Genomic DNA, 25,972 nt, shown 5'->3' with positions numbered 1-25,972 from the left:
AACGTTTAATGTGATGTTGCGCCAGCTTTGAAGCTATAGAATACCTTAATGTTAGCCGATAAAACGTTAAGAAAACGTTATTTATGCAACTAAAAGGCTAGATAAGTGCCAGTTATTGGCTGATTAAAAATGTCTAACATAGCCTAACATTCACAGTTAGGTGACTATGTTAATCTAACCCAGATGTTATCAGATAGGAAAAAGTTTCATTTACAATATAAAAAACAAGGATGAACATGATGAAATTACAAGACAGGGTGGCTATTATATTTGGCGGTACCTCAGGACTAGGCGAAGCGACTGCAAAAGCGTATGCCGACGAAGGGGCAAAGGTTGTCGTCACGGGTCGCGATGAAGAAGACGGCAAACGTATTGTCAAAGACATAACCGATAAAGGTCAAGACGCTCTCTTTGTGCATGCCGATGTGACCAAAAAAGCAGAGATTGAAGCGGTGGTCGATAAAGCCTTAGAAGCTTATGGTCAAATTGACATTTTATATAATGGTGCGGGCATCCACGACGCTTATGATAATGCCGTCGAGTTAGAAGAAGACTTATACGATAAATTGATGGCAATTAATGTCAAAGCGCCATACCTCGCCTCAAAAGCGGTGATTCCGCACTTTATCAAGCAAGGACGTGGAGTTATCATCAATGTTGGCTCGCAAGCGACGCAAATGGCAGGACCCGGCGGTTCCGCTTATGTGACTTCCAAGCATGCGGTGTTAGGATTTACCAAACAATTGGCATTTGATTTTGGCAGTCAAGGGATCAAAGTAAATATTCTATCACCGGGCTTTATCGAAACGCCTATGACCGATGGTATTGATGATGAGCGCTTAAATCGTATACCAGCTAAGCGTGCTGGCAAGCCCGAAGAGATTGCAGCGCTCGCGGTATTTTTGGCGTCTGATGACTCAAACTATATGCATGGCTCGAACGTCTTTATGGATGGTGGCTGGGTTCTCGGTCGTAAATAACGTTCTAAAAAGCTATAAGCTATCGAAATTAAAAAAGCCCTTTCATTTAAAAGGGCTTTTTACATTCAAACATAGTGATTTCTTAAGTCAGGAATATTATAACTGCGTGTGCAAACCGCACTCACGGCTCTCTTCAACCTTCGTCGGATCAAAGTAATCAAACTCATTTGGTAGATTATGCTCTTCAAGATACACGTCTAAATCAGCATCAGTTTTTTCAAATAACGGCGCTACTTTTAACACGCCATCTTTTGATAAGCTAAGCACATCAAGACCTTGGCGGAATTCAGTTTGATCTTTACGAATGGCGTTAAACCAGACATCAGGTTTTAGCTCATCTAACGCACGGCGAAATGGCTCAAGTTTTACTTGATCAGTGAATTCATCATGTTGCGGATTATCAATGCCTGGGATACCGTTCATGGTTGCGTCACGATAGGCAGCGGTTTGTTTAGGAATATAAGTGATGACGTTTAAGTTCAAATCACGGATAACTTTATTGGCAAATTGATAGGTCGCATCGGTGTTATAGCCAGAATCTACCCACAATACCGTGATGTCAGGGCGCTGTTTAGCAACCAAATGCAAAATCGCTGACTCATATGGGCGGAAATTGGTGGTAATAATTGGGTTTTTCGCTTGGGTCAGTGCCCATGCGACGATTTCTTCTGGTGATTTACCTTTTAATTTTTGGTTGGCTTGATCGATATCTAAGTTTGGGTGTAATTGGCTCATGATGGATTCCTTAAGGGTAAAAAAATATATAAATGATTGATAATAAATAGGGTGGTAAATATGAATATTAAGCACCAGCAAACATCGGTAAGTCGGCGGCGTTACGACCGTCATAACTACTGGCAAGTGCATTAAATGCTTGGCTGATATCAGAGATAGACTGCAGGTCATGCGCGCTTATCACAAAACTGTCTGCGCCTGCGCGTAGCAGATAGGCGATTTGATCGCGACCAAACTTGCCAGCCATACGAATCTCGCCTTGATAGCCCATTTGGCGTAAGGTTTGGGCGTAACTAAAACCGCGTCCGTCAGTGAAAGCGGGGACGTGAATCACAATCAAATCTTGCTGTAATAAAAACTCTGGAATACGCGTCAGCACTTCGGTATCGCTATCTGATGTCACCCAGACACCGGTACGGCTAATATGCTTGGCTAACAATTCACGTACTTGTTGTAATAGTCCGCCTGCAATATTGCCTTTAGCATCTAATAAATCAGCAAGCGGTAAAACGATTTCAAGTTTTTCTTGTTTTTGCAGCAGCTCTAGCAGTGATATATCGGTCAGGGTAATACCATCAGGCAGCTCATTGGTGCTAAGCGCAAGCCAAGTGTCAGTCTCACTGATATCGGTGCCATCGTTATTGAACACATGATGATTAGCCATAGACCTTCTCCTTAAAAGGAGCAATACCAATACGGTCAACTAAATCACCAAAGCCTTCGACATCATTGTCATTACTGACGCGCTGCTCAAGGTAGACGTCGATTATCTTTTGTATCGTTGTTGCTACGGCATCGGTTGGTACAGCCTTGCCCAATATCTTACCGAGTTTGGCGTCGTTGCTAGAGTTGCCGCCGAGGCTGATTTGATACCAGTATTCACCTTTTTTATCGACCCCAAGGATACCGATATCGCCGGTATGGTGATGGGCGCAGGCATTCATACAGCCAGACATATTGAGGCGAATCTCACCTAAGTCATAAAGGTAGTCGAGATCATCAAACTGCTTTTCGATTTGCTCAGCGATATTGTGGGTTGTGGCATTGGCAAGCGAGCAAAAATCCCAGCCTGGGCAGACGATCATATCGGTTAGGGTATTGATATTTGGACGGGCCAAATGTAGCGCCGCCAGCTGCTGCCATAATTCGTACAAGCGATTGGTTTGTACATCGGCAAAGACCAGATTTTGCTGATAAGTACCGCGCAGCTCGCCAAAGCTATGTTCGTCAGCGAGGTCGGCGAGGGCGTCCATTTGCGACTCAGTAATATCACCTGACGGTACGTAGCGTCCGTCGACCAAGCCCGCTTTTAACGAAATGACCACCGCGCGGTAGCCTGCGATTTTATGCGCCACGGTATTTTGCTGATACCAATTGGCAAAGTCTTTATCAGCCTCTAGTTGCTGCTGCAAGTCCGACTGTACCTGTAGCGCATCAAAGCTGAGATAATCAGGCTCAGTAAAATAGCTGCTGGCCTTGTCAAAGTTGGCATCGGTCAAGGTCAACGGCCCATCTTTGATATTGGCTTCCCATTCGGCATCGACCAATTTGGCAAACGCAGGGCCGCCCATGCTATCGACCAATATCTTGATACGCGCTTTGAATTTATTGTCGCGGCGACCATGCAGATTATAGACACGCAAAATCGCATCTAAATAGCTGAGCAGATGCTGGCGTGGTAAAAATGTATTAATGGTTTTGCCAATCACGGGCGTACGCCCAAGACCGCCACCAACTATCACTTCAAAGCCAAGCTCGCCTGCGTCATTTTTCTTTAAATGCAGTCCGATATCATGCACCTGCGTTGCCGCGCGGTCTTTTGCCGTACCGATGACGGCAATTTTAAATTTACGCGGTAAAAAAGCAAATTCCGGATGAAAGGTTGACCACTGGCGAATAATCTCGCAATAAGGACGCGGATCGGCGATCTCTTCTTTATGAATACCCGCATAAGGGTCGGTGGTGGTATTACGGATACAGTTGCCCGAGGTTTGGATAGAATGCATTTGCACCGATGCCAATTCGGCCAAAATATCTGGCACTTCTTCAAGTTTTGGCCAGTTCAGCTGCATATTGGTACGGGTGGTAAAGTGGCCGTAACCTTTATCATATTTACGGGTAATCTCAGCCAATTTGCGTAATTGATAGGTTGCCAGCAAGCCATATGGCACGGCGATACGTAGCATCGGTGCATAGCGCTGGATATACAGCCCGTTTTGTAAACGCAGCGGTAAAAACTGCTCTTCTGGCAGTTCACCTGCCAAAAACCGCTCGGTTTGGTCGCGAAACTGGGCGACTCGTTCCTCTACCAAGGTTTGGTCAGCGTAATTATATTGATACATGACGTAATCTCAATTTTGTTTTTAACTTAAAAAGCCGCGACGAAAATGATTTGCGTGTGATCGCTTGTATTGCCAATCGCAAGGTAAACAATTCAGAGTCACATCATATAAGCTTAAACCCATAAACATAAATTCCTTTAAGACATATCCATATCCAAACACAGCATAAATTTTCATAACCAAAGTTAGGTAGCCTATATTTATCAAATTTAAGCGCTCATTCTCCTGACCAACTATCTCTCAATTTCATTATTAAGGTTTTAAAAATGACATCTACCAATCCCAATCTTTCCTCATCAAAACTTGTTCCGCCGCACGGCAGTAGCGAGCTAAAACCATTACTATTAAAAGGTGAGGCGCGCAAGCAAGCATTAAATCTTGCCAGCACGTTGCCGACGATTACCTTAAGCTCTCGTGAGCGCGGCGATTTGATTATGCTTGGGATTGGTGGCTTTACCCCGTTAAATGGTTTTATGAATCAGGCAGATTGGCAAGGCGTCGTGGATAATATGCGCCTGCAAAGCGGCGACAATGTTGGCTTGTTTTGGCCGATTCCCATTACCTTATCAGCGCCTAAAGCGACTGCCGATAACTTAAACCAAGGTGATAAAGTCGCGTTAGTGGCGCAAGATGGTGAGGTTATGGGTATCTTGACGGTAGAAGAAACTTATACCATTGATAAAGCCCATGAGTGTCAGCAAGTCTTTACCACTACCGATAGCGAGCATCCGGGCGTACAGCAAGTACTTAACCAGGGTGAGGTAAACATCGCAGGTAGTGTTGAAGTACTAAGCGAAGGTGAGTTCCCAACCTTATACCCAGAGATTTATAAGACGCCTGCTGAAACTCGCGAAATTTTAGACGCCAAAGGCTGGAAAACCGTTGCTGCCTTTCAAACGCGTAATCCGATGCACCGCTCGCACGAATACCTTGCCAAGATTGCTATCGAGATTTGTGACGGCGTATTGATTCATTCACTACTCGGCGCGCTAAAACCGGGCGACATCCCAGCTGAAGTGCGCCAAGAAGCCATCAAGACCTTGATTGATAATTACTTTAGAGCAGACACCGTTATTCAAGCCGGTTATCCGCTCGACATGCGTTATGCAGGACCACGTGAGGCATTGCTACATGCGGTATTCCGTCAAAACTACGGCTGTAGTCATCTGATTGTTGGTCGTGACCATGCGGGCGTCGGTGATTATTATGGCGCCTTTGATGCGCAAACCATCTTTGAATATGTTGGTAAAGACGACTTGATTACGCAGCCGCTAAAAATTGGTTGGACGTTTTGGTGTAATGCTTGTAATGCCATGGCTTCTGATAAAACCTGCCCGCATGAAGCATCTGAGCATGTCAAGGTTTCAGGCACCAAGCTGCGTAAAGCATTGTCAGAAGATCTTGATGTACCAGAGAACTTTAGCCGTCCAGAAGTGCTAGAGATTTTACGCAATTACTATGCAGGTATCGCAAAAGAGGAACGTGCTGAGGTGAAATTGGTCGGTGCTTCTGCAGTATAAGAACCTTAATATTTAAAAAAGATAATGCGCAATAAAAAAGGTGTCAGAATAAATATCTGGCACCTTTTTTTCTTATTTCATTTTATTATCTAAAATAGGCAATTAAAGCTATTGGTGGTGTGTCAAAAAGTATGCTGATTAAAACTTGAACAATTTTTGAAGCCTTGAAAGCCCTATAGAATCAGAGAACTTAGCATAGATTTCTTATTGACTTCTATCGCCAGCATACTTTTTAGAACACCACCAAGCTATTAATTGAGCGCTAAATCACCCTCAAGCTTTTGATATTCGCCAACGAGTGAAGCTCCACCCGAACAAAAATAATTCAGTGCATATTTATCTTGGCTATCAATGGTCAAGATATCGTCTTTAAATTGAAAAAAGGCGGTACTGTCATTAACCTTAGTTTGGAAAATAACACCGTGCGCCTCGTCTTGACCCATTAATGTCGCTTTACCATCGAAGTGACAAGTTGGCTTTTTCACATCACTACGCGCCCGTACTTTGATATCAATTTGCTCGCCATTGTCTGCGCCGTCAGCTCTTATCATCACACCCACCCAATCATAGCCTTGTGCACGCTTGGCATAACCGTCAGAGGCGTAATCGCCAACGACCGTCTGCACCGCTGGCGTGACAGCAGCGTTTGGTTGCTGAATCGTTTGGTTATTAACGCTTGGCGTTACGCTATTACAGCCACTTAAGGCCAATAAAGTCATAGAGGTCGTTAAAATACCAACAAAAAAGCGTGAGTGACGAGCATGGCGAGGTGGAGACTTGATCATTGCATTACCTTTAATAAAGGGGTTAGTAAACAGAAAATAAGTGAAAGCGCATCGACTAAGTTTTATCAGTGCAGCGCCTGATATACAACAAGCTAAGGGATAATATCGACTCTATAGAGGCTCGTCTAGAGCCTAAGCAATACCGTAACTTACTCAAAAGTGTCTGCTTATCACAAAACTACAAAAATACCGAGGAAAAACAAGCACTTTAGAATAACTAATAAAATTACTTATGCCAAGTTAATCACTCGATAAGCGTATTTGTCACTAAGCAATTGTCTCGCAGGCTGTTAGCATATTGCTCATTATCCATAGAACCGAATTTCGAAACGCAAGGTTTTTATCCCTATTATTAGAGAGCAAATATGCAGCCAAATAAAAAGAGCGGTCAAAAGATACCTCCTAAGCACATTAATGCGCGTGCTTCTTTCGCCATTCAACCTAAAAGCATCGGCACAGTGCTCACCAATCGGTTTAGTTTTACTATCAATTTTGCCAGCAGTTTTGGTCTTGGTAGTGTGCTCGCAGCGGCGGTAATGATCACAGGCTGCAACCCTACCGAAGCCAACCAAAACGACGCCGCCAATAAGGTAAAAAATATTGATTTATTAAATGTGTCTTATGATGTGTCACGCGACTTTTATAAAGACTACAACCCGTTGTTTAATGCAAATTATCAGCAAAAACACCCAAGTATCAAGGTGAATATCAACCAATCGCACGGCGGATCGAGCAAACAAGCTCTAGCGGTTGCTAATGGCTTGCAGGCAGACGTCGTTACTCTCAACCAAGAAAGCGATATGAATTTGTTGGTTGAAAAAGGCTTGGTGGCTAGCGATTGGCAACAGGCATTACCGAACAATGCCGTCCCTTATACCAGTACCATGGTGCTCTTAGTTCGTGCGGGCAACCCAAAAGGCATCAAAGACTGGTCAGATTTGGCGCGTAACGATATTGCCGTAGTATTGCCAAATCCAAAGACCAGTGGCACGGCGCGTTATGCCTTTTTGGGCGCTTATGGCTACGGCTTACATCATTTTAAAGAAAAGGTGCAAAGCCCCGCCAAAACCGATACTTTTATCAAAAAACTACTGGCAAACGTCGTCACCTATGACAATGGCGCGCGCGCTGCCACCACGACCTTTACCCAGCGCGGTCTTGGTGATGTTTTAATCACCACCGAAAACGAAGCGCATCTGGCTGCTAAGCAGTTTGCCAAAGGTCAGGTCGATATCGTGTATCCAAGTTACTCTATTGTGATTGCCAACCCTGTGGCGGTGGTGAAAACCGTAACCGATAAAAAAGGCACCACCGCCGCGGCAAATGACTATTTAGCAGGCCTATGGTCGACGCCCGCACAAGAGCTGATGGCACAGATGTATATGCGCCCTAGTAATGCCAAGGTGCTTGCCGCCCACAGCAAGACCTTACCTGAAATTGCAACCTTTGAGCCTGTGGCGGTATTTGGTGATTGGGACAGCATCATGGCGACGTTCTTTGTCGATGGTGGGCGTTTTGATCAGCTGGCAAGGGTGAAGTAGAGCAAGTTTTGAATAGTTATAAACAATTTTTATTAGCAAATAATACAAGTGTAAAGGCTATTTAAGAGATTGCTCGTTTAAGTGCTTGATAAGGCTGTATTTTAATCACCATTACTTCATTATTCCATTTTGGCAATAACATACGCATATTCATCATTAAACATAATAAGCTGGCGCTGTTAGCATACTTGCATTCACCAATTAATCCCTTTTGAGGCTGCCATGACATCATATACCACAGGTTATAAATATAAAAACAAAACGCTTAGCGTACTAAGTATCGCCGGTGTGGCGCTTACGTTGGGTATCGCCGGCTGTAGCAATAGTGAAAAAGCTGAGCCAACTGCCAATGCAGAAGGCACGCCAGCCGCTAGTGAAGGTCAAGATATTGAGCTATTAAACGTTTCTTACGATGTGGCCCGTGACTTTTATAAAGACTACAACCCATTATTCGTTGAGCACTATAAAAGCGAGAACCCAAACAGCAATATCTTAATCAAGCAATCGCACGGTGGCTCTAGTAAGCAAGCATTGTCTGTGGCTAACGGTTTACAGGCCGATGTGGCGACCATGAACCAAGGCTCTGATATCGAGCTACTTGAGAAAAAAGGCTTGGTTGAAGCTGATTGGGAAAGCAAATTCCCAGATAATGCCGTACCTTTTACCAGTACCATCGTATTTTTGGTGCGTAAAGACAATCCAAAAGGTATTAATGATTGGCAAGACTTGACCAAAGAAGGCGTTGAGATTGTCATGGCCAATCCAAAAGTCACGGGTAATGGTCGTTATGCGTTCTTAGGCGCTTATGGTTATGGTTTGCATGCCTTTAATAAAGATGAAACTAAGGCCAAAAACTACGTCAAAGACATGCTGAAAAACGTCAAAGTCTATGAGAATGGCGGACGTGCAGCGACGACGACGTTTGTTCAGCGCGGTATCGGTGATGTCTTGGTCACCTTTGAAAATGAAGCCAACTTGGCTGCCAAAGATTTTGGTGCAGGGCAAGTCGATATCGTCTATCCAAAATACTCTATCAAGTCTGAGAGCCCAGTCGCTGTTGTGAAAACCGTGACTGACAAAAAGGGCACCACCGATGCGGCAAAAGCCTATCTTGATTACTTATGGAGCGAGCCTGCCCAGCAATTGGCAGCTAACTTATATCTTCGCCCAAGTGTAAAAAGCGTTCTTGATAAAAACAGCGATAAATTGCCACCTATCGATACTTTCCGTCCAAACGATGCCTTTGGTACGTGGGATGAAATCATGAGCACTTACTTTAGCGATGGCGGCGTATTTGATCAATTGGCCGTTAATGCGCCAAAGTAAGCCACTAGTATGCTGATTTAATAACCATTTATGAGCTTTATAAATTTTCTTAAATAACGTTTGCATAGTCAGTTTTACCGTAACGTCCAAGCACCTAAAGGACATGGCTACCCACGCTGTGTCCTTTATCGCTTACAAAGACCCATAATAAATACATCTGATAGCACGTGGTGCTTACAAGCAGCAAATAAGCGCCAGCAGTTAGGCAATAGGACATCACTATGAGTGCAACAACTTCTCCTGCCAGCAAACCCATCAAAAAAGGGTGGCTAACGCGCTTGCGTCAACGCAATGTGCTACCAGGGTTTGGACTGAGCATGGGCATCACCGTCTTTAGCTTATCGTTACTGGTGGTGCTACCGTTTGCCATGATGGCCTATACCACGACACAAATGGGCTGGACGGGTTTTTGGGAAACCATTACTCAGCCGCAAGTCACTGCTGCTATCAAACTCAGTTTATGGATGTCGTTTTTGGCGATGCTAACCAACATGGTGTTTGGTACGCTGGTCGCTTGGGTGCTGGTGCGCTATGAGTTTTGGGGTAAATCGTTGATTAATGCCTTGGTTGATTTGCCATTCGCACTACCGACAGCGGTTACCGGTATCTCGCTTGCGACCCTTTATGCACCCAATGGTTTAATCGGCCAATGGTTTGCCAAATTTGACATCCAAGTTGCTTTTACGCCACTCGGTATTTGGCTCGCTTTAGTGGTCGTCAGCTTCCCGTTTATCGTCCGTGCGGTGCAGCCAGTGCTTGCAGAATTGTCCGTTGAATTCGAAGAAGCGGCGGCGGTATTGGGTGCCAATCGATTTACGACCTTTCGTAAGGTAATTTTGCCAGAGCTATTGCCGGCTCTACTGATGGGCGCGGGTATGATGTTTGCCCGTGCCACTGGTGAGTATGGCTCGGTGATTTTTATTGCTGGTAATATTCCGATGCAGTCTGAGATTTTACCTTTAATCATTATTAGTAAGCTTGAGCAGTTTGATGTGCAAGGCGCATCCGCTGTCGCACTCTTTATGCTACTGATTTCGTTTGTGATTTTATTGACCATTAACATCGTACAGTGGAAGCTGTCGCGCCGCGTAGGAGCCCGCTAATGCAAATCTCTAATAGCTACGACTACCAAAGCAATCCAGCGACCAAAGACACGCCGTGGATACGCCGTACTTTTATCGGTATCGCTGTGTTGTTTATGGTGGCGATGTTGGTGGTGCCACTTTTAGCAGTGTTCTATGAAGCCTTTAAAAACGGCTGGCAGTTGTATATCGCTTCACTGGTTGACCCTGAAGCTTTGCAGGCAATTAAGCTAACTTTAATTACTGCCGCTATCGTGTTGCCGATTAATATGGTGATGGGTATTGCAATAGCTTGGCTAGTGACCCGTTATCAATTTAAAGGTAAGCAGCTGGTGACTACCTTGCTTGATTTACCGTTTTCGGTATCTCCGGTGGTTGCTGGTTTGATGTTTGTGCTGCTATTTGGTCTAAACTCTAGCATTGGCGGCTGGCTTGAAAGTATGGGCTTTCAGGTGATTTACGCTGTCCCAGGGATTATTTTAGCGACTCTATTTGTGACCTTTCCGTTTGTCGCGCGTGAGCTGATACCATTGATGCAGACCCAAGGCGATAGTGAAGAGCAAGCAGCTTTAACCTTAGGCGCTAGCGGTTGGCAGACCTTTTGGCATGTGACACTGCCTAATATCAAATGGGCGCTACTGTATGGTTTGATTTTGACCAACGCACGGGCGATGGGCGAGTTTGGCGCAGTAAGCGTGGTATCTGGTCATATCCGCGGTGAAACCAACACTATGCCACTATTGGTTGAGATTGCTTATAACGATTATAACTTTACCGCCGCCTTTGCCTTGTCGAGCTTACTGGCTGCCTTAGCGCTGGTAACGCTATTGATACAACAAGTGATGACCAAGCTGCAAGAGCGCAAATTTGCTAAGTCTGAGCGTCTAGCAAGTGCGCCTGAATTGCCAGTAAGTGCCAACGCTCACAATGCTAACAACGCTGGCAATGCTAGCAATACATCAAACACTAAAGGTGCTAAGAAAGCGCAGGATACAGATGCCACTTTAGCAAAAAGCACAGGTAATCTATAAGCGCTATTTTACAAATCCGTCAGCAAGAAAGGCATCTGCTAAGCCAAAAATATAATAAGAGAACCCATTATGAGTATCGAGATTCGCAACGTTAATAAAAAATTCGGTAACTTTACCGCCTTAGATGATATCAATATCACCGTGCCAACAGGCAAGTTGACGACGTTGCTTGGTCCGTCAGGCTGCGGAAAAACCACCTTGCTGCGTATCATTGCAGGTTTAGAATATGCGGACTCTGGGCAGATATTATTTGATGAGCTCGATGTCACCAATACACCAGTGCAAAAGCGCCATATCGGCTTTATGTTTCAGCATTATGCGTTATTTCGCCATAAAAACATCGCCGATAATGTAGGTTTTGGCTTAACCTTGCTACCGAAGAATGAGCGCCCGAGTAAAGCGGATATCAATAAGCGCGTTGCTGAATTGCTAGACCTAGTACAGTTGCCGCAAGTTGCCAATGCTTATCCGCATCAATTATCAGGTGGTCAGCGTCAGCGTATCGCGCTGGCACGAGCCTTGGCAGTAAAGCCAAAACTACTATTACTCGATGAGCCGTTTGGCGCGCTAGATGCCAAAGTCCGTAAAGAGCTGCGCACTTGGCTAAAAAATATCCATCACGAGCTGGGTATTACGAGCATTATGGTAACCCATGACCAAGAAGAGGCGCGGGCGGTATCGGATGAGATTGTGGTGATGAATCAGGGCCGCGTCGAGCAAGTAGGGACGTCAGAGGAGCTGATTCACCAGCCAGCAAACGCCTTTGTCAGTGATTTTTTAGACCTAGTCTAATTTAGGCTTATTTATATTAAGGGCGTATTTTAAAACAACGCTTAAAAACAAAAAAGACCTATCAATGAGAGGTCTTTTTTATGTGCTCAATTATTTGTCGTTAGACTTTCTCAACCTGCTTTTTTTGACATTAAGCAGGCTTTGGCATATTGATGTCTTTAGTTGATATTTGCTTATAGGTGATTTCTAAAATATCTTGGCACCATTCTGGCAAATCATCAGACACCTCGTACCACATCCACGTCCCATCACGAACACAGCTTAAAATGCCCAGTTTTTTCAAATGATTTAAATGACGCGAGATGGTCGGCTGCGGCTGATCGAGTATTTCTACCAATTCACCAACACAGCGCGACTCTTTATTAAATAAGATTTGAAAAATCTTTAAGCGCGTTGGGTCAGATAAGACTTTAAATAACTCAAGCGGCTGTATCGTAGAATTATTATTAGACATAGAACAATTCCAATATAGATTTAATTAATAGGGGGTCAATATAACAGCAGTTAACGGTAAAATCGATTAAAAAATGAGCAGATTTACAGTTCGTCGCCATTTTACTACCTTTGGTACTTTGTGGTTACACCTAAGACTGTATTCAGTTACATGGATAAAGTTAGGGTAATATATCTTTTAGCCGTACCTAATATGACGGATAAATATACCAAATACTATTGTAAATGGTAATAATTATCGTTATTATAAAGCATAACCAGCTAGATATTCATAGTAGGAGCCGCACATGTACGTATGTATCTGTAACGACGTCAAAGACAAACAAATCAAAGCTGCCATTGCTTCAGGCATTGACACATTAGAGGGGTTAAAAGACACCCTTGATGTAGCGACGTGCTGTGGCTGCTGCGAACCTATGGTCAACGACTTTCTTGACGAACATCATGCCAAGCTTGATGCGTTGGCCTACGCAGTTTAAGAGACAGTTTAAGCATTTGCCTGTTTCCACTTCTATTGCCAATCCGCTCAAATCACGTTTCTGCTTTCCCTCTATCTGTAGTGTTTTAGCCGCTAATTCGCCTTTATCCGCGTTCAAATCGTCTTTTTAGGGTTATTTATGGTTAAAAGCCATCACTATAAAAGACGATAAGTAACTCAAAAGGCTAGTGCGGCTATCCCTTATTTCTGTTTACCTTTATAAATTGCCTTTATAGGTCGCCTCTTAAGATTACTCGCTAAACGCTATCGGTGTAAGCGAGTTAATTATAATTCTCAATTAGCATCTTATTCTTAGTTCATATCGTTACAAGCGCTACGGCGTGCCTATGCTACTATATCTATCTAACTTTGTAAGACGTTTGATGGGTTTTAATCTTTACTGATTGGTTTACGAATGGTACTTTAACTATATTTATTATTGTGAATGTATTAGTAGCCAAATAAAAACATAGGAGTATGAGTCATGATAGGCAGCCAAAAGGTCATTGATTATTTAAATTTTTTATTAGGTGGCGAGCTTGCGGCTCGTGATCAGTACTTCATTCATTCTGAGATGTATGCAGAATGGCATTACGGTAAATTATACGACCGTATCCACCATGAGATGCAAGATGAAACGCAGCACGCGCAGGCGATTATCCGCCGTATCTTGATGTTAAGCGGTACGCCGAAGATGCGCGTCAATGAGATTAATATTGGCGCAACGGTACCTGAAATGCTGCAATTGGACCTAGACTTAGAATATCAAGTACAGCAGCATCTAAAAGACGGTATTGCGCTTTGTGAAGCAGAGCACGATTATGTGACGCGTGAGATGTTGGTTGAGCAGCTCAAAGACACCGAAGAAGATCATGCCCATTGGTTAGAGCAGCAGCTGCGCCTGATTGATATGGTTGGTCTGCCCAATTATTTACAAAGCCAGATGGCGGAAGTGTCTCCTGATATTGTTTAGTATTTTATATATTAAACCCCACTCTCAACTTATTTTTCTAAGGTATTGGTTTACTTACTTTTTAAAATTTCAGTTAAAACAATTAGAATTTTAAATTCTATAAAAATCAAAAGCCTACGATAAGTTGAGATTGACGTATATTAAGCAGTTTTCACGAATATTAAATTGATAAACGAATAAGCAGGACAGGGAGAACAGCATGAAAGGGGATAAAGAAGTTATTCGCGCACTCAATCAAGTGCTCGGTCAGTCATTAATCGCCATCAATCAGTATTTTTTGCACGCCCGTATTGCCCGTCATTGGGGTTTAGAGGCATTAAACGAAAATTTCTATAAGCAATCTATTGCAGAGATGAAATGGTCGGATGACCTTATTGCGCGTATTTTATTGTTAGGCGGTCTGCCAAACCTGCAAGATTACGGCAAAATGTTCATCGCAGAAGATGTGCCTGAAATGATTGACTGCAACTTGCGCTTAGAAAAGCAGAAATTTTCTATCATAACTGATGCAATTACCTTGTGCGAGAGCAAGCATGACTATGTCTCGCGTCATTTATTGGTTATCCTAAAAGATGGCAATGAAGAGTATCAAGACTGGCTTGAAACCCAAGAGGACTTGATTAAAGACGTTGGCATTGAAAATTATATTCAGTCACAAATGGATGATGACCACACGCCTTAAAGTTATAAGAATTGCCGTTACTTGCCAGCGTATCCTAAGATAAGTTTTAGATTAACTGATTTTAGGTTACGCTGGCGTTTTTATATTTAATGCTTTTTTAATGTTTGTTACTTTTAGAGATAAGTATCTTTCAATACCAATAACTTAATATAAGCCACGACCGTCTTCAGGTTTGAGGCGTAAAAAGTATAAACCTGAAAGGATGGTTAAAATACCCAGTATCCAATAGGTGGTCTGAAAGGCGACCAAGGTATCAAGCTCGAAGCGTTCCCGCAGTAGATTCAAGACCGCCGCCCCAAAAGCGATGCCAAAGCTAATCGCCAATTGCTGATTGACCGCCATTAAGCTGTTACCGCTACTGGTCTGCGCGCCCTCTAAATCACCGATAGTAATGGTATTCATGGCACTAAACTGCATGGAATTACAGGCACCCATGACGGTCAAAATAGGGATAAACCAAATCCAATTTGCCGCATCATTAAACTGCGCTAAGACAATAATAAGCAGGCCTATCAAAAAGGTATTGACCACCAACACCTTGCGGTAGCTAAAACGCTGAATAATTTTACTGACCCAAGGCTTGATACCGATTGCACCAACGGCAATAGGTGCAAGCAGCCAACCCGCTTGCGACGGTGAGTATTCAAACACCACCTGTAGTAATAGCGGCAATAAAAAGGGCACGGCGCTGATGCCTAAACGGGTGAATAAGTTGCCAGTAATACCGATACGAAAAGTGCGAATATTAAATAAACTTAGTGGAAATAATGGCGCTGCACGGCGTTTGGCATGCCACACATACGCGCCTATCAAGATGCTGGCGCCCAATGCGAGTAGCAAACCGTAAAACCCACGCCCAGTCTGTGAGCCAAACTCGACCGCCAAAGTAAATCCGCAAGCGGCGGCAGCAAATAAAGCAAAACCCGTCCAGTCTAAACGCTTGGTGTCCTCAAACAAAGCGGGTACCAGCTTTTTACCCATGATAAAACCAAATATACCCATCGGGATATTGATGAGAAATATCCAATGCCAGCTGGTATATTGCACGATATAACCGCCCAATACTGGTCCAACTAGGGGCGCGATTAACGCGGGTATCACCGCAAAGTTCATCACGGTTAATAGCTTATTACGCGGATAAGATTTGACCAATATGAGACGCGCCACAGGGGTCATCATCGCGCCGCCAATACCTTGGATGACGCGCGAACCAATCAATAAATTCAACGTTGGGGCGGCGGCACACAATAGTGAGCCGATACAAAAGATGATTACAGCATATAAAAACACCCGCCGCGTGCCATATTTATCAGCCAAAAAGCCGCTTATAGGAATAAAAATCGCCAAGGTTAGCGCATAGCTAATAACCGCCCACTGCATTTTTAATGGTGACTCGCCAAGGGCTTGCGCCATTTGCGGCAAAGAGGTGTTTAAGATGGTAGCATCTAAAATCTGCATAAATAGCGCCACCGCCAAGACATAGGGTAGGTATTTATCTTGCGTTGGGGTTAGGGTTACCATATTGTCATCACCATGTCTTTTGACCTCATCTTTTGACTTCTGTTGTTAAGCCTATCTCTAAAAAGCTGTTAAGTTGGGCTAGTATAAAAATAACCGCCTATGAGTTAAAGAGTAGCAAAGTAACGGTGTAAGCTCATTCATAAGAAGTGTGTTCTCAAACGCTTTGATACTCGTGCTCGTTACTTTTAAAAATGGGTTACAAGACAGGGCTTTAACTAAAGATTTGCTATAGTAGAATTATCATATAGGACGACGTGAGACTAATATAAATCTTTTGCCGCCTCAGTCTCGCTTTGGCTCTGTTTTATACAACAAAAAAATAGGAATTATTATGAGTAGTGACAATCATCAATCAAACAATGACGAAAATAATGACACTCAAAACAACCATACCAAAGCCTATACGCCGCCTAAAGTATGGAAAAACGACAGCGAAAATGTTGGTAAGTTCGCCAGTATCAATCGCCCAACAGCTGGCGCGCGCCATGAGCAAAAATTACCGGTCGGCGATGCACCTTTACAGCTGTATTCACTAAATACCCCGAATGGCGTCAAGGTAAATATCTTGTTAGAAGAGCTTGCCGAGCTGAATGTTAAAGGCGCTGAGTACGACGCCTACAAAATAGATATCTCTGCGGGCGATCAATTTGGCTCAGGGTTTGTCGCTATCAACCCCAATTCTAAAATCCCGGCGCTGGTTGATTATACTGATGCTTTAAATGATAAAAATGCTGGCGAGCCTATTGCGCTTTTTGAGTCGGGGGCTATTTTATTATATTTAGCGGAAAAGTTTGGCAAATTTATCCCGATGCAGCAAGGTAAAGCGCGCGCAGATTGTCTGTCTTGGCTGATGTGGCAGATGGGTAGTGCGCCGTTTTTAGGTGGCGGTTTTGGGCATTTCTACGCCTATGCGCCCGAACCGCTAGAGTATCCTATCAATCGCTATACGATGGAGACCAAACGCCAGCTTGATGTGCTAGATAAGCACCTCAAAGACCACGAGTATATGTGCGGTAATGATGAGGCGGACTATAATATCGCTGATATGATTATCTGGGCGTGGTACGGTCAGCTGGTGCTGGGCAAGCTTTATGATGCGGCAGAATTTTTACAAGTAGATGATTACAAAAACATCAAACGTTGGGCACAAAAAATCGCCGACCGTCCAGCGGTAAAACGCGCCGTAGATTTAGAATTAAAGCCTATTGTTTAAAGATTTAACTTTATCAGTTTATATTTAAATAGTCGTAGCAAAACATAAGTTTTCATAAAAAGGTTAATAAGCCATTGCTTGTTAACCTTTTGCTTTTTTAATATCCGTTATTCCAAATATATTTATCGGTATATCGCTCTTTGACTATACTTTCGTCTTTACATAATGGTACATTAGCATAACAGATAGAAACATTAGTACGTTAAGATAGTAGCCACCGCCTTCTTGGGCAGGTGTTGATATTTCTTCTATTAATGAGTAATGACTATGAAGAATAATAAAACTCAGCCTATACTACTACCTCTATTCAACGAGATGGTTTTTCTACCTTTACCATTCACTCGTCAATCCCCAAGCGCATGTAGTCTGCTAACAGACAATGCTCCTAGCAAAAACAACCCGCATAGAAAAAACATTTTGATAAAAATAAAAAAGTTGCCTTTATTCATGACAAAAAAAATGATATTACCGTTATTTGCTGCCCTTAGCGCCGCTTTATTGAGTTCCGTGACGCAGGCTGCCACGCCTGTAAGCTTTAGTAATCAAGATTGGGAAGTCGCTTGCGACAATACGCGTACTTGCCGGCTGGCAGGTTACCAAGCGGAGAATAATAGCGATTTACCTGTGTCTTTACTATTGGTACGCCGCGCAGGAGCAAACGCTACCGTCGATGGCAAAGTAAAGCTTGGCGGCGCTAAAGAAAGCTCTGCTAAAGCGCTGATGCAGCTTGGTAATCGCCATCGTATCTCACTGTTTATTAATGATAGAGATTATGGAGAAACCAAGCCTTACTCAGTAGCCGCAGGTCATGCCGAGCTAACCTCAGCGCAGGTGAGCGCGCTGCTTGATGCCTTGACCAAATCGAGCAAAATTGAGCTGGTGATTCGTAACACGCGCTGGCAGTTATCGGATAAAGGGGCCAGTGCAGTGATGCTCAAAGCCGACGAAGCTCAAGGCCGGGTAGGGACCTCAAGCGCTTTTATTAGCAATAACACCAGTAAATCTAATAGCGGCATCTTGTCGCCGCAAGCCGCTCCTTCATTACGACTGGTCACTCCTAATCCTAACGCCCTCTCTAGTAGTAAGAAAAAATTTGCCATGCGCTCATCGCAGTTGGCAGAGATGATGAAAACCACCATGAAAGATGTCAACACTGAATGTCCAAACTTAGCGGATAAGACAGCGTGGCGCGTCAGCCGTTTAAACAGTAAGCAGCTGCTCGCCCAGCATGATTGTTGGACGGGCGCTTATAACACGGGTACGGGTGTTTGGGTATTCAATGACACTAAGCCTTATAAGCCGAGCTTGGTGACGACAAGCGCGACCGATTATGGCGATGGTAAAATAACCTCGGTGCAAAAAGGCCGCGGGCTTGGCGACTGTTTAGCCAAAAGTGAATGGGTATGGACAGGCAGAGCGTTTGAGAAAAGTCATGAAAGCACCACAGGTATGTGCCGGCTGATAGAGGCGGGCGGCGCTTGGCAATTGCCAACCTATGTGACGGAAGTGAAAATGTCGCGTTAATAGCGCGTATGTTAGAAATTATTACATTAAAGATAAAAGCGTTCAAGCGGCTGTATTAAAGACTGGCGCAGCGGTTTTTAAGCCTAAATTGTTTGAGATCTGACCTATTTTTATCATAAACAGAAAAATAGGTACTGTTTGCGCTTATGTTGTGCTATACTGCGTCGCCACGTTAGCATAGACTAGCGTGAATTATGAGATTGATAACATCGCCTGCGATTTTGGGTCTAGGATGACCATAAGTAATTGTTGCCGATGATTTTGTGTACTTAAATAACCTTTTCTATTAATAGTGAAAAATCCGTTATTTTTGACTCATATCTTATCTACTGACCGCTATATCGGTTAGATTGGTTGTTACCAGCCTTTATCTGCTTTGGACAAAGCATTGATAATGCGCTTTTAGCAAACAAGGATAAGACACTCGGCACTACCACCAAAATACGTCAGACAGCACGAACGCCTTTATAATATTGACAAGCTTTATGGCTTGGCTTTTGATTGTTAAGCCTTTTAAGGTGAGACAATAATTTTATAAATGCGGCGTGATGAACGGTTATCAGTGGTATGCATCAAGCTTGCTGAATTTACAGCAGCTTATACTTACCAAGGATTACTATGACTGACATCTTATCTGCTATCGCCGCTGAAAACGGCATCATCGACAGCACTGATACCCCAAACACCACTGCAACTGCTGATACCAATAATCAAGCGGCTACTACTGACGCTGCTGAAGAAAATAAAATCACTTTTAGCGACCTTGATATTGCCAAGCCAATTTTGACCGCGCTTGACCGCGTTGGCTATACCAACCCAACACCTATTCAAGAACAAGCCATTCCTTTTGCTCTAGCGGGTCGCGACTTATTATTGTCAGCGCAAACCGGTAGTGGTAAAACTGCGGCATTTGTTATCCCAGTACTTGACCGTTTAAGCCGTGCCACTAGCTTTGACAAATTAACCAAAGCCCTTATCTTAACGCCAACGCGTGAGCTTGCTCAGCAAGTACATGACAGCGTTCGTACCTATTCAAAAGACATGCGCGGTCTGTTCTGTGTGCCATTAGTCGGCGGCGCACCGTACAACGGTCAGATTACTGCGCTAAGAAAAGGCGTTCAAGTGATTGTTGCGACGCCTGGTCGTTTACTTGACCATATCAAAGCCGGTCGCGTTGATTTATCAAACCTTGAAGTGTTGGTACTTGACGAAGCTGACCGTATGCTAGACATGGGTTTTGCTGATGATATCAACGATATCTTGAAAGCGGCACCTGATAATCGTCAAACGATTATGTGTTCAGCGACTTGGGATGGCCCTGTTGGCAAGATTGCGGCGAGCTTCACCAAAAATCCTGAGCGCGTTTCAATCAAAGTTGAATCGGCGCATATCGAAGAAAAAGTATACTACTGTGATGATTTTGATCACAAAAACCGTTTGCTTGATAAAGTTGTTTGTGACAAAGATATGGAACAAATCATTATCTTTGCAGCGACCAAACGTAGTACAGAAAAATTGGCCAAACAGCTGCAAGAAGCTGGTCATAAAGCCAGTTTCCTCCATGGCGATTTGCCGCAAAGCAAGCGTAACCGTATCGTACAAGACTTACGTAATGGCAAGGTTAAAATCCTAGTAGCGACCGACGTTGCTGCTCGCGGTCTAGACGTACCAGCGATTTCACACGTTATTAACTATGACTTGCCACGTCAAACCGAAGATTACGTCCACCGTATCGGTCGTTGTGGCCGTGCTGGTCGTACGGGTATTGCCATCAGCTTATGTAGCATGGATGATCGTCCACAGCTAAACGCTATCAACCGTTACTTAGATCGCAAAATGGAAGTCTGTGTTATCGAAGGTATGGAACCTAAGAAGACTTATGTACCAAGCGAAAACAAAGGTAATGGTCGTGGCCGTGGTCGCGGACGCTCTAACGGCGGCGGTAACGGTCAAGGCCGTGGTCGTTCAGCAGGCGGTTATGCAGGTCGTTCAAACGGCGGCGGTAATGGTCAAGGCCGTGGTCGCTCAAGCGACAGCGCGCCGACTGGTCAACGCGCAAGCAATGACAGCGGTTACCAAGGCAAGCCAAGTGAGCGCTCAGGTGGCAAACCCTATCAAGGCAAACGCACAGGCGCGCCTAGCCGTGGTGACGGCACCAGCGCACCACGTGGCGATCGCGCTGCAACCGGTCGCGGTCGTCCAAGTGGCAGCCAAGGTCGCCCAGCAAATCGCTCTGACAGCCGTGGTCAAGGTCGTCCAACAGGCGGTAATCGCGGTAGAAACTCGTAATAACGTTATAATGAATGGTTAATAATGGCTTAAATAAATGTCATTATTAATCATATAGCGTCATATTAAAAAGCCAGATACTTGTTATCTGGCTTTTTTGTGCGTCAAAATACTTGTATGTTTCACTAATAAAAAGTCAACAATGCTATATCGTTGCTTGCGCGTCTTTTTCGCCTTGTCTATACTGACAGGCTTTTAATCATCGTGTGCTGCGGAGCTGTCTGATGCCCGATATTTCTCATTTAGCCATTGATAATTTGCCGTTAGCCTTTGGCATTATCATGGCCATTATTGGTTTGGTGTTTTATACCCAAGGGCTGCCTGGTAAGTTTTGGCGCCGCTTTTATGCCGTCCTGCCGGGTATTGTGCTGTGCTGCTTCATTCCTGCAACCCTAAATAGCTTGGGTGTCTTTGCTGATGGTATTGGTTCGCAGATTTATGGCTTTACCGCCACCTATCTGTTGCCAGCCAGTTTGCTATTGATGACGTTGTCGATGGATGTGCCAAAAATCTTAGGGCTTGGCTGGAAAGCCATTGCCATGTTTTTTGCGGCCAGTGTTGCCATTGTTATTAGTGGGCCGATTAGCTTAGGCATTGCCAAATGGATATCACCTGATATGTTTACCGACGATACCTTATGGCGCGGGTTTTCAGCGGTCGCGGGTAGCTGGATTGGCGGGGCAGCAAACCAAGCGGCGATGAAAGAGCTGTTTGGCGTCAGTGATGATTTATTTGGCATGATGATTTTGGTCGATACCACCAACGCCTCATTATGGCTATTGGCGATTTTGGTCATGGCCAAGCACAGCGCGAAGATAGATAAGTTTTTACGGGCGGACAGCAGTAGTATTGATAAAGTGATTGCTGCGGTGGAAAGCTATGAGCGAGACCATGCGCGTCCTGCCACTATCAATGATTTGATGGTGATGTTTGGCTTGTGTTTTGCCATGGTCGGGGTGGCGCATTTCGCAGGTGGGCAAATAGCAGGCTTCTTTGCACCTTATAGTTGGGCAGTGCAATATAGCTTTGCCAGCTCATTCTTTTGGATGGTGGTGATTATTACCTTAATAGGGGTAGTTTTCTCCTTTACCAAAATCCGCCGCCTTGACCATGTTGGCGCCTCCAAAATCGGTACGGTCTTTATCTTTGTCTTAATCGCGGCTATTGGTATGCAAATCAATCTAGCGGGCATTGTCTCGCAATGGCGCTTACTACTCATTGGTCTGTTATGGATGAGTATTCACGTTGTGATTGTTTTTGCGGTTGCTAGAATGATTCGTGCGCCATTCTTCTTTTTGGCAGTTGGTTCTAATGCCAATACTGGCGGCGCGTCATCAGCACCGATTGTCGCTACGGCATTTCACCCGTCACTGGCGCCAGTTGGCGTGTTCTTGGGTATTTTAGGCTATGCCGTGGGTACTTTTGGCGGTTATATCAGTACGCAAATGATGCGGCTGGTGGTGGGGTGATAGCACTTAACTAAATGCTGGCGTGTTTGGATTTTTCAGGTTTTAATACGCATTACCTCATCGATATCATTATCAGGACAGACCAATATGCCAACACGCCAGCCTGACGCCATTGACTTTAAAAACCCTCTAGGATAGGCACATGACCCCAATCCACATTGCTTTAGCCGTATTGGTTACCTTTATATGGGGCGTGAACTTTACCTTTATTGCCTGGGCGCTTGAAAGCTTTCCGCCACTGATGCTAACCGCGTTACGTTTTTTCTTTACTGCCGTGCCGTTGGTTTTGTTCCTTAAACCGCCTAAGTTCAACCGTACACTATTTATTTATGCTATCGGCACCTTTGTCATGCAATATGCCTTTGTATTTACCGCCATGCATTTAGGCGCTTCGGCAGGGTTGACGGCGTTATTATTACAAGTTCAGATTTTCATCACCGTCTTGCTGGCGTATATCATATTAGGTGAAGCGGTGAGTCGCATGCAGATTATCGGTATGTTGGTCGGTGTACTAGGGCTGGGTGTGATTGCGCTAAATCTCGGCGGTGATATGCCCTTGATTGGCTTTATCTGCATATTGATTGCGGCTATAGGCTGGAGCTTTGGTAATATTGCTTCAAAAAAGGCCTCAACGCAGCAAAGTATTGGTAATATTTCTACTACCTCGCCTGCAAATAGCAACAAAGCTTCAAATAAAACATCGGCCCTGTCAGCGCTATCACTAGTCGTATGGGGCGGTCTGATTGCTTGTGTAATTTTGACTTTAACTTCTCTGCTATTTGAAAATGAAGCATGGACGCTTGCGACATTTACGCAAGCGTCTTTCAAGTCTTGGTTATCGCTTGGATTTATCGTCTATGTTTCAACCCTGATTGGCTTTGGACTTTGGGCGCATCTGCTTAGCCAAAATATCGCCTCTAAGGTAATGCCATTTGCCTTACTGGTGCCCGTGTTTGGGATGGCGACTTCAGTGTTGTTTACAGGAGAGGTGGTCACATGGTGGAAGATGCTAGCGATGATGCTTATCTTATCTGGACTGGTATTGGCTAATGTGAAGATAGGTCTAGGCAGGAAGTCTGCTCACGTATAGTAGTAAATAACTTATAGCTTCCTATAGAGTTAGTAAGAATAGACAAAAAGAGCAATGCCTCATATGTGAGGCACTGCTCTTTTTCTATTCTGAACGCTTTATATCCCACTATGATAAAGATGAAAACAGGCTATTTATCGTTACATCTGTACACTCACAGTCAAAAACTCTGCACGCACAGTCCATCTATTTGACCAAAACCTCGCTATAGTGAAAAAGCTTGATCATTAGGATAGATGATAAGCCAGATAAAGCGCACGCTGAAAGGTAAGGATAAATGGTCATATAGACCGGAATATTCTTTTATTTCGCCTATATAAATGCGCTTGTTCTGACCCAAATTTCTCGACAAGGAGTCTTTTATGAGCAACGCTCACCCTTCTATAGATCCCATTACCTTGTCTGTCGTACGTGGCGCCCTAGAAACGGCGCAGCGTGAGATGACAACCACCTTAGAAAAAACCGCTCGTTCGAGTGTCTTTAACTTAGCTCATGACTATAGTAATGCGCTGTTTGATCATTTGCCTGAGATGATTTTGCAAGGGCAAGACATTCCCATTCATTTAGGCTCACTGATGCCCGCCATGAAAGCCGTCGCCGAATATTATGGTGATGACATTCATGAAGGCGATGTCATTTATCATAACGACCCTGTGATGATGGGCAGCCATATCCTAGATTGCTGTATGTATAAGCCGGTGTTTTATAAAGGTGAGCTGGTCTTTTGGACGGTCTGTAAAGGTCATGTCACTGATATCGGTGGCCCTGTACCAGCCGGCTATAACCCCGATGCCAAAGAGATATATGCCGAAGGCTTACGCATTCCGCCCATTAAGCTTTGGGAAAAAGGCGTCAAACGCCATGACGTCATTAATTTGCTGCACAGCAATATGCGCTCACGCCGTAATCAAGAAGGCGATCTCAATGCCCAGTACGGCGCGTGCGCGGTCGGCGAGCGTAATATGATTGCGCTGCTAGACAAATATGGCATTGAGACGGTACGTGGCGCGATTGAAGAGCTAAAGAGCATGGCTGACCATCATATGCGCTCGTTAATCTCGTCTATCCCAGATGGCGATTATCATGGCGAGGCGGTATTAGAAGACTCAGGTCATGGCTTGGGTGATATGACCATCAGCGCCGACATTGTCATCAAAGACAGCGATGTACATATTAAAATCACCAGTCCGCCGCAAGTCCCTTATTTTATCAACTCTTATGCTGGTAACTCGATGTCTGGGGTATTGCTTGGGCTAATGATGTTTGCCCAAGTAGAGCCGCCGTATAACGAAGGTTTATACCGCTGCGTTACCGTTGATTTGGGTGAGCATGGCACCTTATGTAATGCCAGAGAACCTGCGCCGCATGTTAACTGTACAACCACACCGATGGAAACCTTAACCGATGCGGTACGTATGGCATTTGAAGCAGCAGCACCTGAGCGCGTTACCGCGTCTTGGGGGCATTCATCAGGGATTAATATTGCTGGTATCGACCCAAAAACTGGCGAGCAATACGTCACCATGATATTAGCATCGATTATCTCGGGTGCCGGCGCCACCCAGCAGATGGATGGCTGGCACGCTTGTGGGCCATTGAGCTGCTTTGGCGCGCTAAGTTCGGGAGATATTGAGCTGTTAGAGTACCAGTATCCTATTTTAATCCATAAATATGGCTTGGCAGAAGACAGTGGCGGCGCAGGCGAGTACCGCGGCGGTTGTGGTACGGTTTGGGAAGTTGAGCCATTAGACCATACTATGACGGTTATTGCCTTTGGCGAAGGTCGCCAGCATCCTACTATGGGCGCCGGCGGCGCGGAACAAATCTCACCTGAGCTCAAAGTTGGGCGTCTAGAGATACTACATAAAGACGGGCAAACGGACTTATATAGAAAAAACACCGTTACGGAAATCACGCCGGGTGAACGCGCGCGCAATATCAACCCGGGTGGCGGCGGTTACGGCAGCTCATTTGATCGCGATATTCAAGCGGTCATCAAGGATGTAAAAGAAAGGATTATCTCAATTGCTGCGGCAAAGATTGAATACGGTGTGGTACTTGACCCAGAAACTTTGACGCTAAATGAAGCTGAGACTGATTACTTACGCCGCCAGATAACCGCATAAAACACACATTGAACTTTCAT

The 25,972-nt window shown here is 44.5% G+C and carries 22 protein-coding genes; 16 read left to right on the top strand and 6 right to left on the bottom strand.

Annotated elements, in window-relative coordinates; genetic code table 11:
- Window positions 1-236 precede the first annotated feature (236 nt).
- Window positions 237-980, top strand: a complete 744-nt coding sequence (locus JFC07_RS00215) for an SDR family NAD(P)-dependent oxidoreductase (protein WP_198327795.1) — start codon at window positions 237-239, stop codon at window positions 978-980.
- Between the two features lie 96 nt (window positions 981-1,076).
- Here JFC07_RS00215 and JFC07_RS00210 read toward each other — a convergent pair whose 3' ends face one another.
- The 3 genes from JFC07_RS00210 to JFC07_RS00200 all read right to left on the bottom strand — a co-directional run bounded on the left by JFC07_RS00210 (window position 1,077) and on the right by JFC07_RS00200 (window position 4,057).
- On the bottom strand, window positions 1,077-1,715 hold the full coding sequence (locus JFC07_RS00210; RefSeq protein WP_198327794.1) for a phosphoadenosine phosphosulfate reductase domain-containing protein: 639 nt from the start codon (window positions 1,713-1,715) through the stop codon (window positions 1,077-1,079).
- Window positions 1,716-1,782: 67 nt separating this feature from the next.
- Window positions 1,783-2,379, bottom strand: a complete 597-nt coding sequence (locus JFC07_RS00205; RefSeq protein ID WP_198327793.1) for a DUF934 domain-containing protein — start codon at window positions 2,377-2,379, stop codon at window positions 1,783-1,785.
- Window positions 2,372-4,057, bottom strand: coding sequence for a nitrite/sulfite reductase (locus JFC07_RS00200; protein ID WP_193030465.1), 1,686 nt, complete (start codon window positions 4,055-4,057; stop codon window positions 2,372-2,374). Before JFC07_RS00200 ends, JFC07_RS00205 begins: the two co-directional genes overlap by 8 nt.
- A 266-nt stretch (window positions 4,058-4,323) precedes the next feature.
- Here JFC07_RS00200 and sat point away from each other — a divergent pair, with 266 nt between their 5' ends.
- Entirely contained in the window at window positions 4,324-5,577 is a 1,254-nt protein-coding gene (gene sat, locus JFC07_RS00195; protein ID WP_198327792.1) for a sulfate adenylyltransferase, read from the top strand.
- Between the two features lie 251 nt (window positions 5,578-5,828).
- On the opposite strand, the gene JFC07_RS00190 is transcribed toward sat, so the two are convergent.
- Entirely contained in the window at window positions 5,829-6,362 is a 534-nt protein-coding gene (locus JFC07_RS00190) for a hypothetical protein (protein WP_198327791.1), read from the bottom strand.
- A 365-nt stretch (window positions 6,363-6,727) separates the two neighbouring features.
- Here JFC07_RS00190 and JFC07_RS00185 point away from each other — a divergent pair, with 365 nt between their 5' ends.
- The 5 genes from JFC07_RS00185 to JFC07_RS00165 all read left to right on the top strand — a co-directional run bounded on the left by JFC07_RS00185 (window position 6,728) and on the right by JFC07_RS00165 (window position 12,134).
- Window positions 6,728-7,903, top strand: a complete 1,176-nt coding sequence (locus JFC07_RS00185) for a sulfate ABC transporter substrate-binding protein (protein ID WP_265090557.1) — start codon at window positions 6,728-6,730, stop codon at window positions 7,901-7,903.
- 222 nt (window positions 7,904-8,125) lie between these two features.
- Window positions 8,126-9,229, top strand: coding sequence for a sulfate ABC transporter substrate-binding protein (locus JFC07_RS00180; RefSeq protein ID WP_198327790.1), 1,104 nt, complete (start codon window positions 8,126-8,128; stop codon window positions 9,227-9,229).
- A gap of 221 nt (window positions 9,230-9,450) precedes the next feature.
- Complete coding sequence (gene cysT / locus JFC07_RS00175; protein ID WP_144296177.1) at window positions 9,451-10,332, top strand: sulfate ABC transporter permease subunit CysT; 882 nt, start codon at window positions 9,451-9,453, stop codon at window positions 10,330-10,332.
- Window positions 10,332-11,342 (top strand): sulfate ABC transporter permease subunit CysW, encoded by a 1,011-nt coding sequence (gene cysW, locus JFC07_RS00170; RefSeq protein WP_198327789.1) that lies wholly within the window; start codon window positions 10,332-10,334, stop codon window positions 11,340-11,342. The genes cysT and cysW overlap by 1 nt, the downstream gene beginning before the upstream one ends.
- A 69-nt stretch (window positions 11,343-11,411) precedes the next feature.
- Window positions 11,412-12,134, top strand: coding sequence for a sulfate/molybdate ABC transporter ATP-binding protein (locus JFC07_RS00165; RefSeq protein WP_082894303.1), 723 nt, complete (start codon window positions 11,412-11,414; stop codon window positions 12,132-12,134).
- A 130-nt stretch (window positions 12,135-12,264) separates the two neighbouring features.
- Here JFC07_RS00165 and JFC07_RS00160 read toward each other — a convergent pair whose 3' ends face one another.
- Window positions 12,265-12,588, bottom strand: a complete 324-nt coding sequence (locus JFC07_RS00160) for an ArsR/SmtB family transcription factor (RefSeq protein ID WP_068405491.1) — start codon at window positions 12,586-12,588, stop codon at window positions 12,265-12,267.
- A gap of 286 nt (window positions 12,589-12,874) precedes the next feature.
- Between JFC07_RS00160 and JFC07_RS00155 the strand changes: the two genes are divergently transcribed.
- The 3 genes from JFC07_RS00155 to bfr (JFC07_RS00145) all read left to right on the top strand — a co-directional run bounded on the left by JFC07_RS00155 (window position 12,875) and on the right by bfr (JFC07_RS00145) (window position 14,720).
- Complete coding sequence (locus JFC07_RS00155) at window positions 12,875-13,066, top strand: (2Fe-2S)-binding protein (protein WP_068405488.1); 192 nt, start codon at window positions 12,875-12,877, stop codon at window positions 13,064-13,066.
- A 483-nt stretch (window positions 13,067-13,549) separates the two neighbouring features.
- Window positions 13,550-14,038 (top strand): bacterioferritin, encoded by a 489-nt coding sequence (bfr, locus tag JFC07_RS00150; protein WP_068405485.1) that lies wholly within the window; start codon window positions 13,550-13,552, stop codon window positions 14,036-14,038.
- A gap of 199 nt (window positions 14,039-14,237) precedes the next feature.
- Complete coding sequence (gene bfr / locus JFC07_RS00145; protein WP_102076432.1) at window positions 14,238-14,720, top strand: bacterioferritin; 483 nt, start codon at window positions 14,238-14,240, stop codon at window positions 14,718-14,720.
- A gap of 144 nt (window positions 14,721-14,864) precedes the next feature.
- On the opposite strand, the gene JFC07_RS00140 is transcribed toward bfr (JFC07_RS00145), so the two are convergent.
- On the bottom strand, window positions 14,865-16,241 hold the full coding sequence (locus JFC07_RS00140; RefSeq protein ID WP_198327788.1) for a DHA2 family efflux MFS transporter permease subunit: 1,377 nt from the start codon (window positions 16,239-16,241) through the stop codon (window positions 14,865-14,867).
- A 331-nt stretch (window positions 16,242-16,572) separates the two neighbouring features.
- On the opposite strand from JFC07_RS00140, the gene yghU reads away from it, so the two are divergent.
- From yghU to capB, 6 genes are all read left to right on the top strand, one after another.
- Window positions 16,573-17,454, top strand: coding sequence for a glutathione-dependent disulfide-bond oxidoreductase (gene yghU / locus JFC07_RS00135; protein WP_198327787.1), 882 nt, complete (start codon window positions 16,573-16,575; stop codon window positions 17,452-17,454).
- Between the two features lie 447 nt (window positions 17,455-17,901).
- Window positions 17,902-18,978 (top strand): DUF1176 domain-containing protein, encoded by a 1,077-nt coding sequence (locus JFC07_RS00130; protein ID WP_225211548.1) that lies wholly within the window; start codon window positions 17,902-17,904, stop codon window positions 18,976-18,978.
- Between the two features lie 618 nt (window positions 18,979-19,596).
- Window positions 19,597-21,267 (top strand): DEAD/DEAH box helicase CsdA, encoded by a 1,671-nt coding sequence (locus tag JFC07_RS00125; RefSeq protein ID WP_068405469.1) that lies wholly within the window; start codon window positions 19,597-19,599, stop codon window positions 21,265-21,267.
- 224 nt (window positions 21,268-21,491) lie between these two features.
- On the top strand, window positions 21,492-22,736 hold the full coding sequence (locus JFC07_RS00120; protein ID WP_198327786.1) for a DUF819 family protein: 1,245 nt from the start codon (window positions 21,492-21,494) through the stop codon (window positions 22,734-22,736).
- A 142-nt stretch (window positions 22,737-22,878) separates the two neighbouring features.
- On the top strand, window positions 22,879-23,826 hold the full coding sequence (locus tag JFC07_RS00115; RefSeq protein ID WP_193030105.1) for an EamA family transporter: 948 nt from the start codon (window positions 22,879-22,881) through the stop codon (window positions 23,824-23,826).
- Window positions 23,827-24,188: 362 nt separating this feature from the next.
- Entirely contained in the window at window positions 24,189-25,952 is a 1,764-nt protein-coding gene (capB, locus tag JFC07_RS00110; protein WP_102076428.1) for a caprolactamase subunit beta, read from the top strand.
- The last annotated feature ends 20 nt before the right edge of the window (window positions 25,953-25,972 follow it).

The sequence above is a fragment of the Psychrobacter faecalis genome, assembly GCF_016107575.1.
Lineage (GTDB): Bacteria > Pseudomonadota > Gammaproteobacteria > Pseudomonadales > Moraxellaceae > Psychrobacter > Psychrobacter faecalis.
The sequence above is the reverse complement of the archived record's forward strand: the minus strand, read 5'-3'. Positions and strand labels throughout refer to the sequence as shown.

Coding starts and splice junctions, on each gene's coding strand:
- bfr (WP_068405485.1), top strand. CDS start 13,550: ATGATAGGCAGCCAAAAGGTCATTGATTATTTAAATTTTTTATTAGGT.
- yghU (WP_198327787.1), top strand. CDS start 16,573: ATGAGTAGTGACAATCATCAATCAAACAATGACGAAAATAATGACACT.
- capB (WP_102076428.1), top strand. CDS start 24,189: ATGAGCAACGCTCACCCTTCTATAGATCCCATTACCTTGTCTGTCGTA.
- JFC07_RS00185 (WP_265090557.1), top strand. CDS start 6,728: ATGCAGCCAAATAAAAAGAGCGGTCAAAAGATACCTCCTAAGCACATT.
- sat (WP_198327792.1), top strand. CDS start 4,324: ATGACATCTACCAATCCCAATCTTTCCTCATCAAAACTTGTTCCGCCG.
- cysT (WP_144296177.1), top strand. CDS start 9,451: ATGAGTGCAACAACTTCTCCTGCCAGCAAACCCATCAAAAAAGGGTGG.
- JFC07_RS00130 (WP_225211548.1), top strand. CDS start 17,902: ATGACAAAAAAAATGATATTACCGTTATTTGCTGCCCTTAGCGCCGCT.
- JFC07_RS00165 (WP_082894303.1), top strand. CDS start 11,412: ATGAGTATCGAGATTCGCAACGTTAATAAAAAATTCGGTAACTTTACC.
- JFC07_RS00215 (WP_198327795.1), top strand. CDS start 237: ATGATGAAATTACAAGACAGGGTGGCTATTATATTTGGCGGTACCTCA.
- JFC07_RS00115 (WP_193030105.1), top strand. CDS start 22,879: ATGACCCCAATCCACATTGCTTTAGCCGTATTGGTTACCTTTATATGG.
- JFC07_RS00190 (WP_198327791.1), bottom strand. CDS start 6,362: ATGATCAAGTCTCCACCTCGCCATGCTCGTCACTCACGCTTTTTTGTT.
- JFC07_RS00210 (WP_198327794.1), bottom strand. CDS start 1,715: ATGAGCCAATTACACCCAAACTTAGATATCGATCAAGCCAACCAAAAA.
- JFC07_RS00205 (WP_198327793.1), bottom strand. CDS start 2,379: ATGGCTAATCATCATGTGTTCAATAACGATGGCACCGATATCAGTGAG.
- JFC07_RS00180 (WP_198327790.1), top strand. CDS start 8,126: ATGACATCATATACCACAGGTTATAAATATAAAAACAAAACGCTTAGC.
- bfr (WP_102076432.1), top strand. CDS start 14,238: ATGAAAGGGGATAAAGAAGTTATTCGCGCACTCAATCAAGTGCTCGGT.
- JFC07_RS00155 (WP_068405488.1), top strand. CDS start 12,875: ATGTACGTATGTATCTGTAACGACGTCAAAGACAAACAAATCAAAGCT.
- JFC07_RS00160 (WP_068405491.1), bottom strand. CDS start 12,588: ATGTCTAATAATAATTCTACGATACAGCCGCTTGAGTTATTTAAAGTC.
- JFC07_RS00200 (WP_193030465.1), bottom strand. CDS start 4,057: ATGTATCAATATAATTACGCTGACCAAACCTTGGTAGAGGAACGAGTC.
- JFC07_RS00140 (WP_198327788.1), bottom strand. CDS start 16,241: ATGGTAACCCTAACCCCAACGCAAGATAAATACCTACCCTATGTCTTG.
- JFC07_RS00125 (WP_068405469.1), top strand. CDS start 19,597: ATGACTGACATCTTATCTGCTATCGCCGCTGAAAACGGCATCATCGAC.
- JFC07_RS00120 (WP_198327786.1), top strand. CDS start 21,492: ATGCCCGATATTTCTCATTTAGCCATTGATAATTTGCCGTTAGCCTTT.
- cysW (WP_198327789.1), top strand. CDS start 10,332: ATGCAAATCTCTAATAGCTACGACTACCAAAGCAATCCAGCGACCAAA.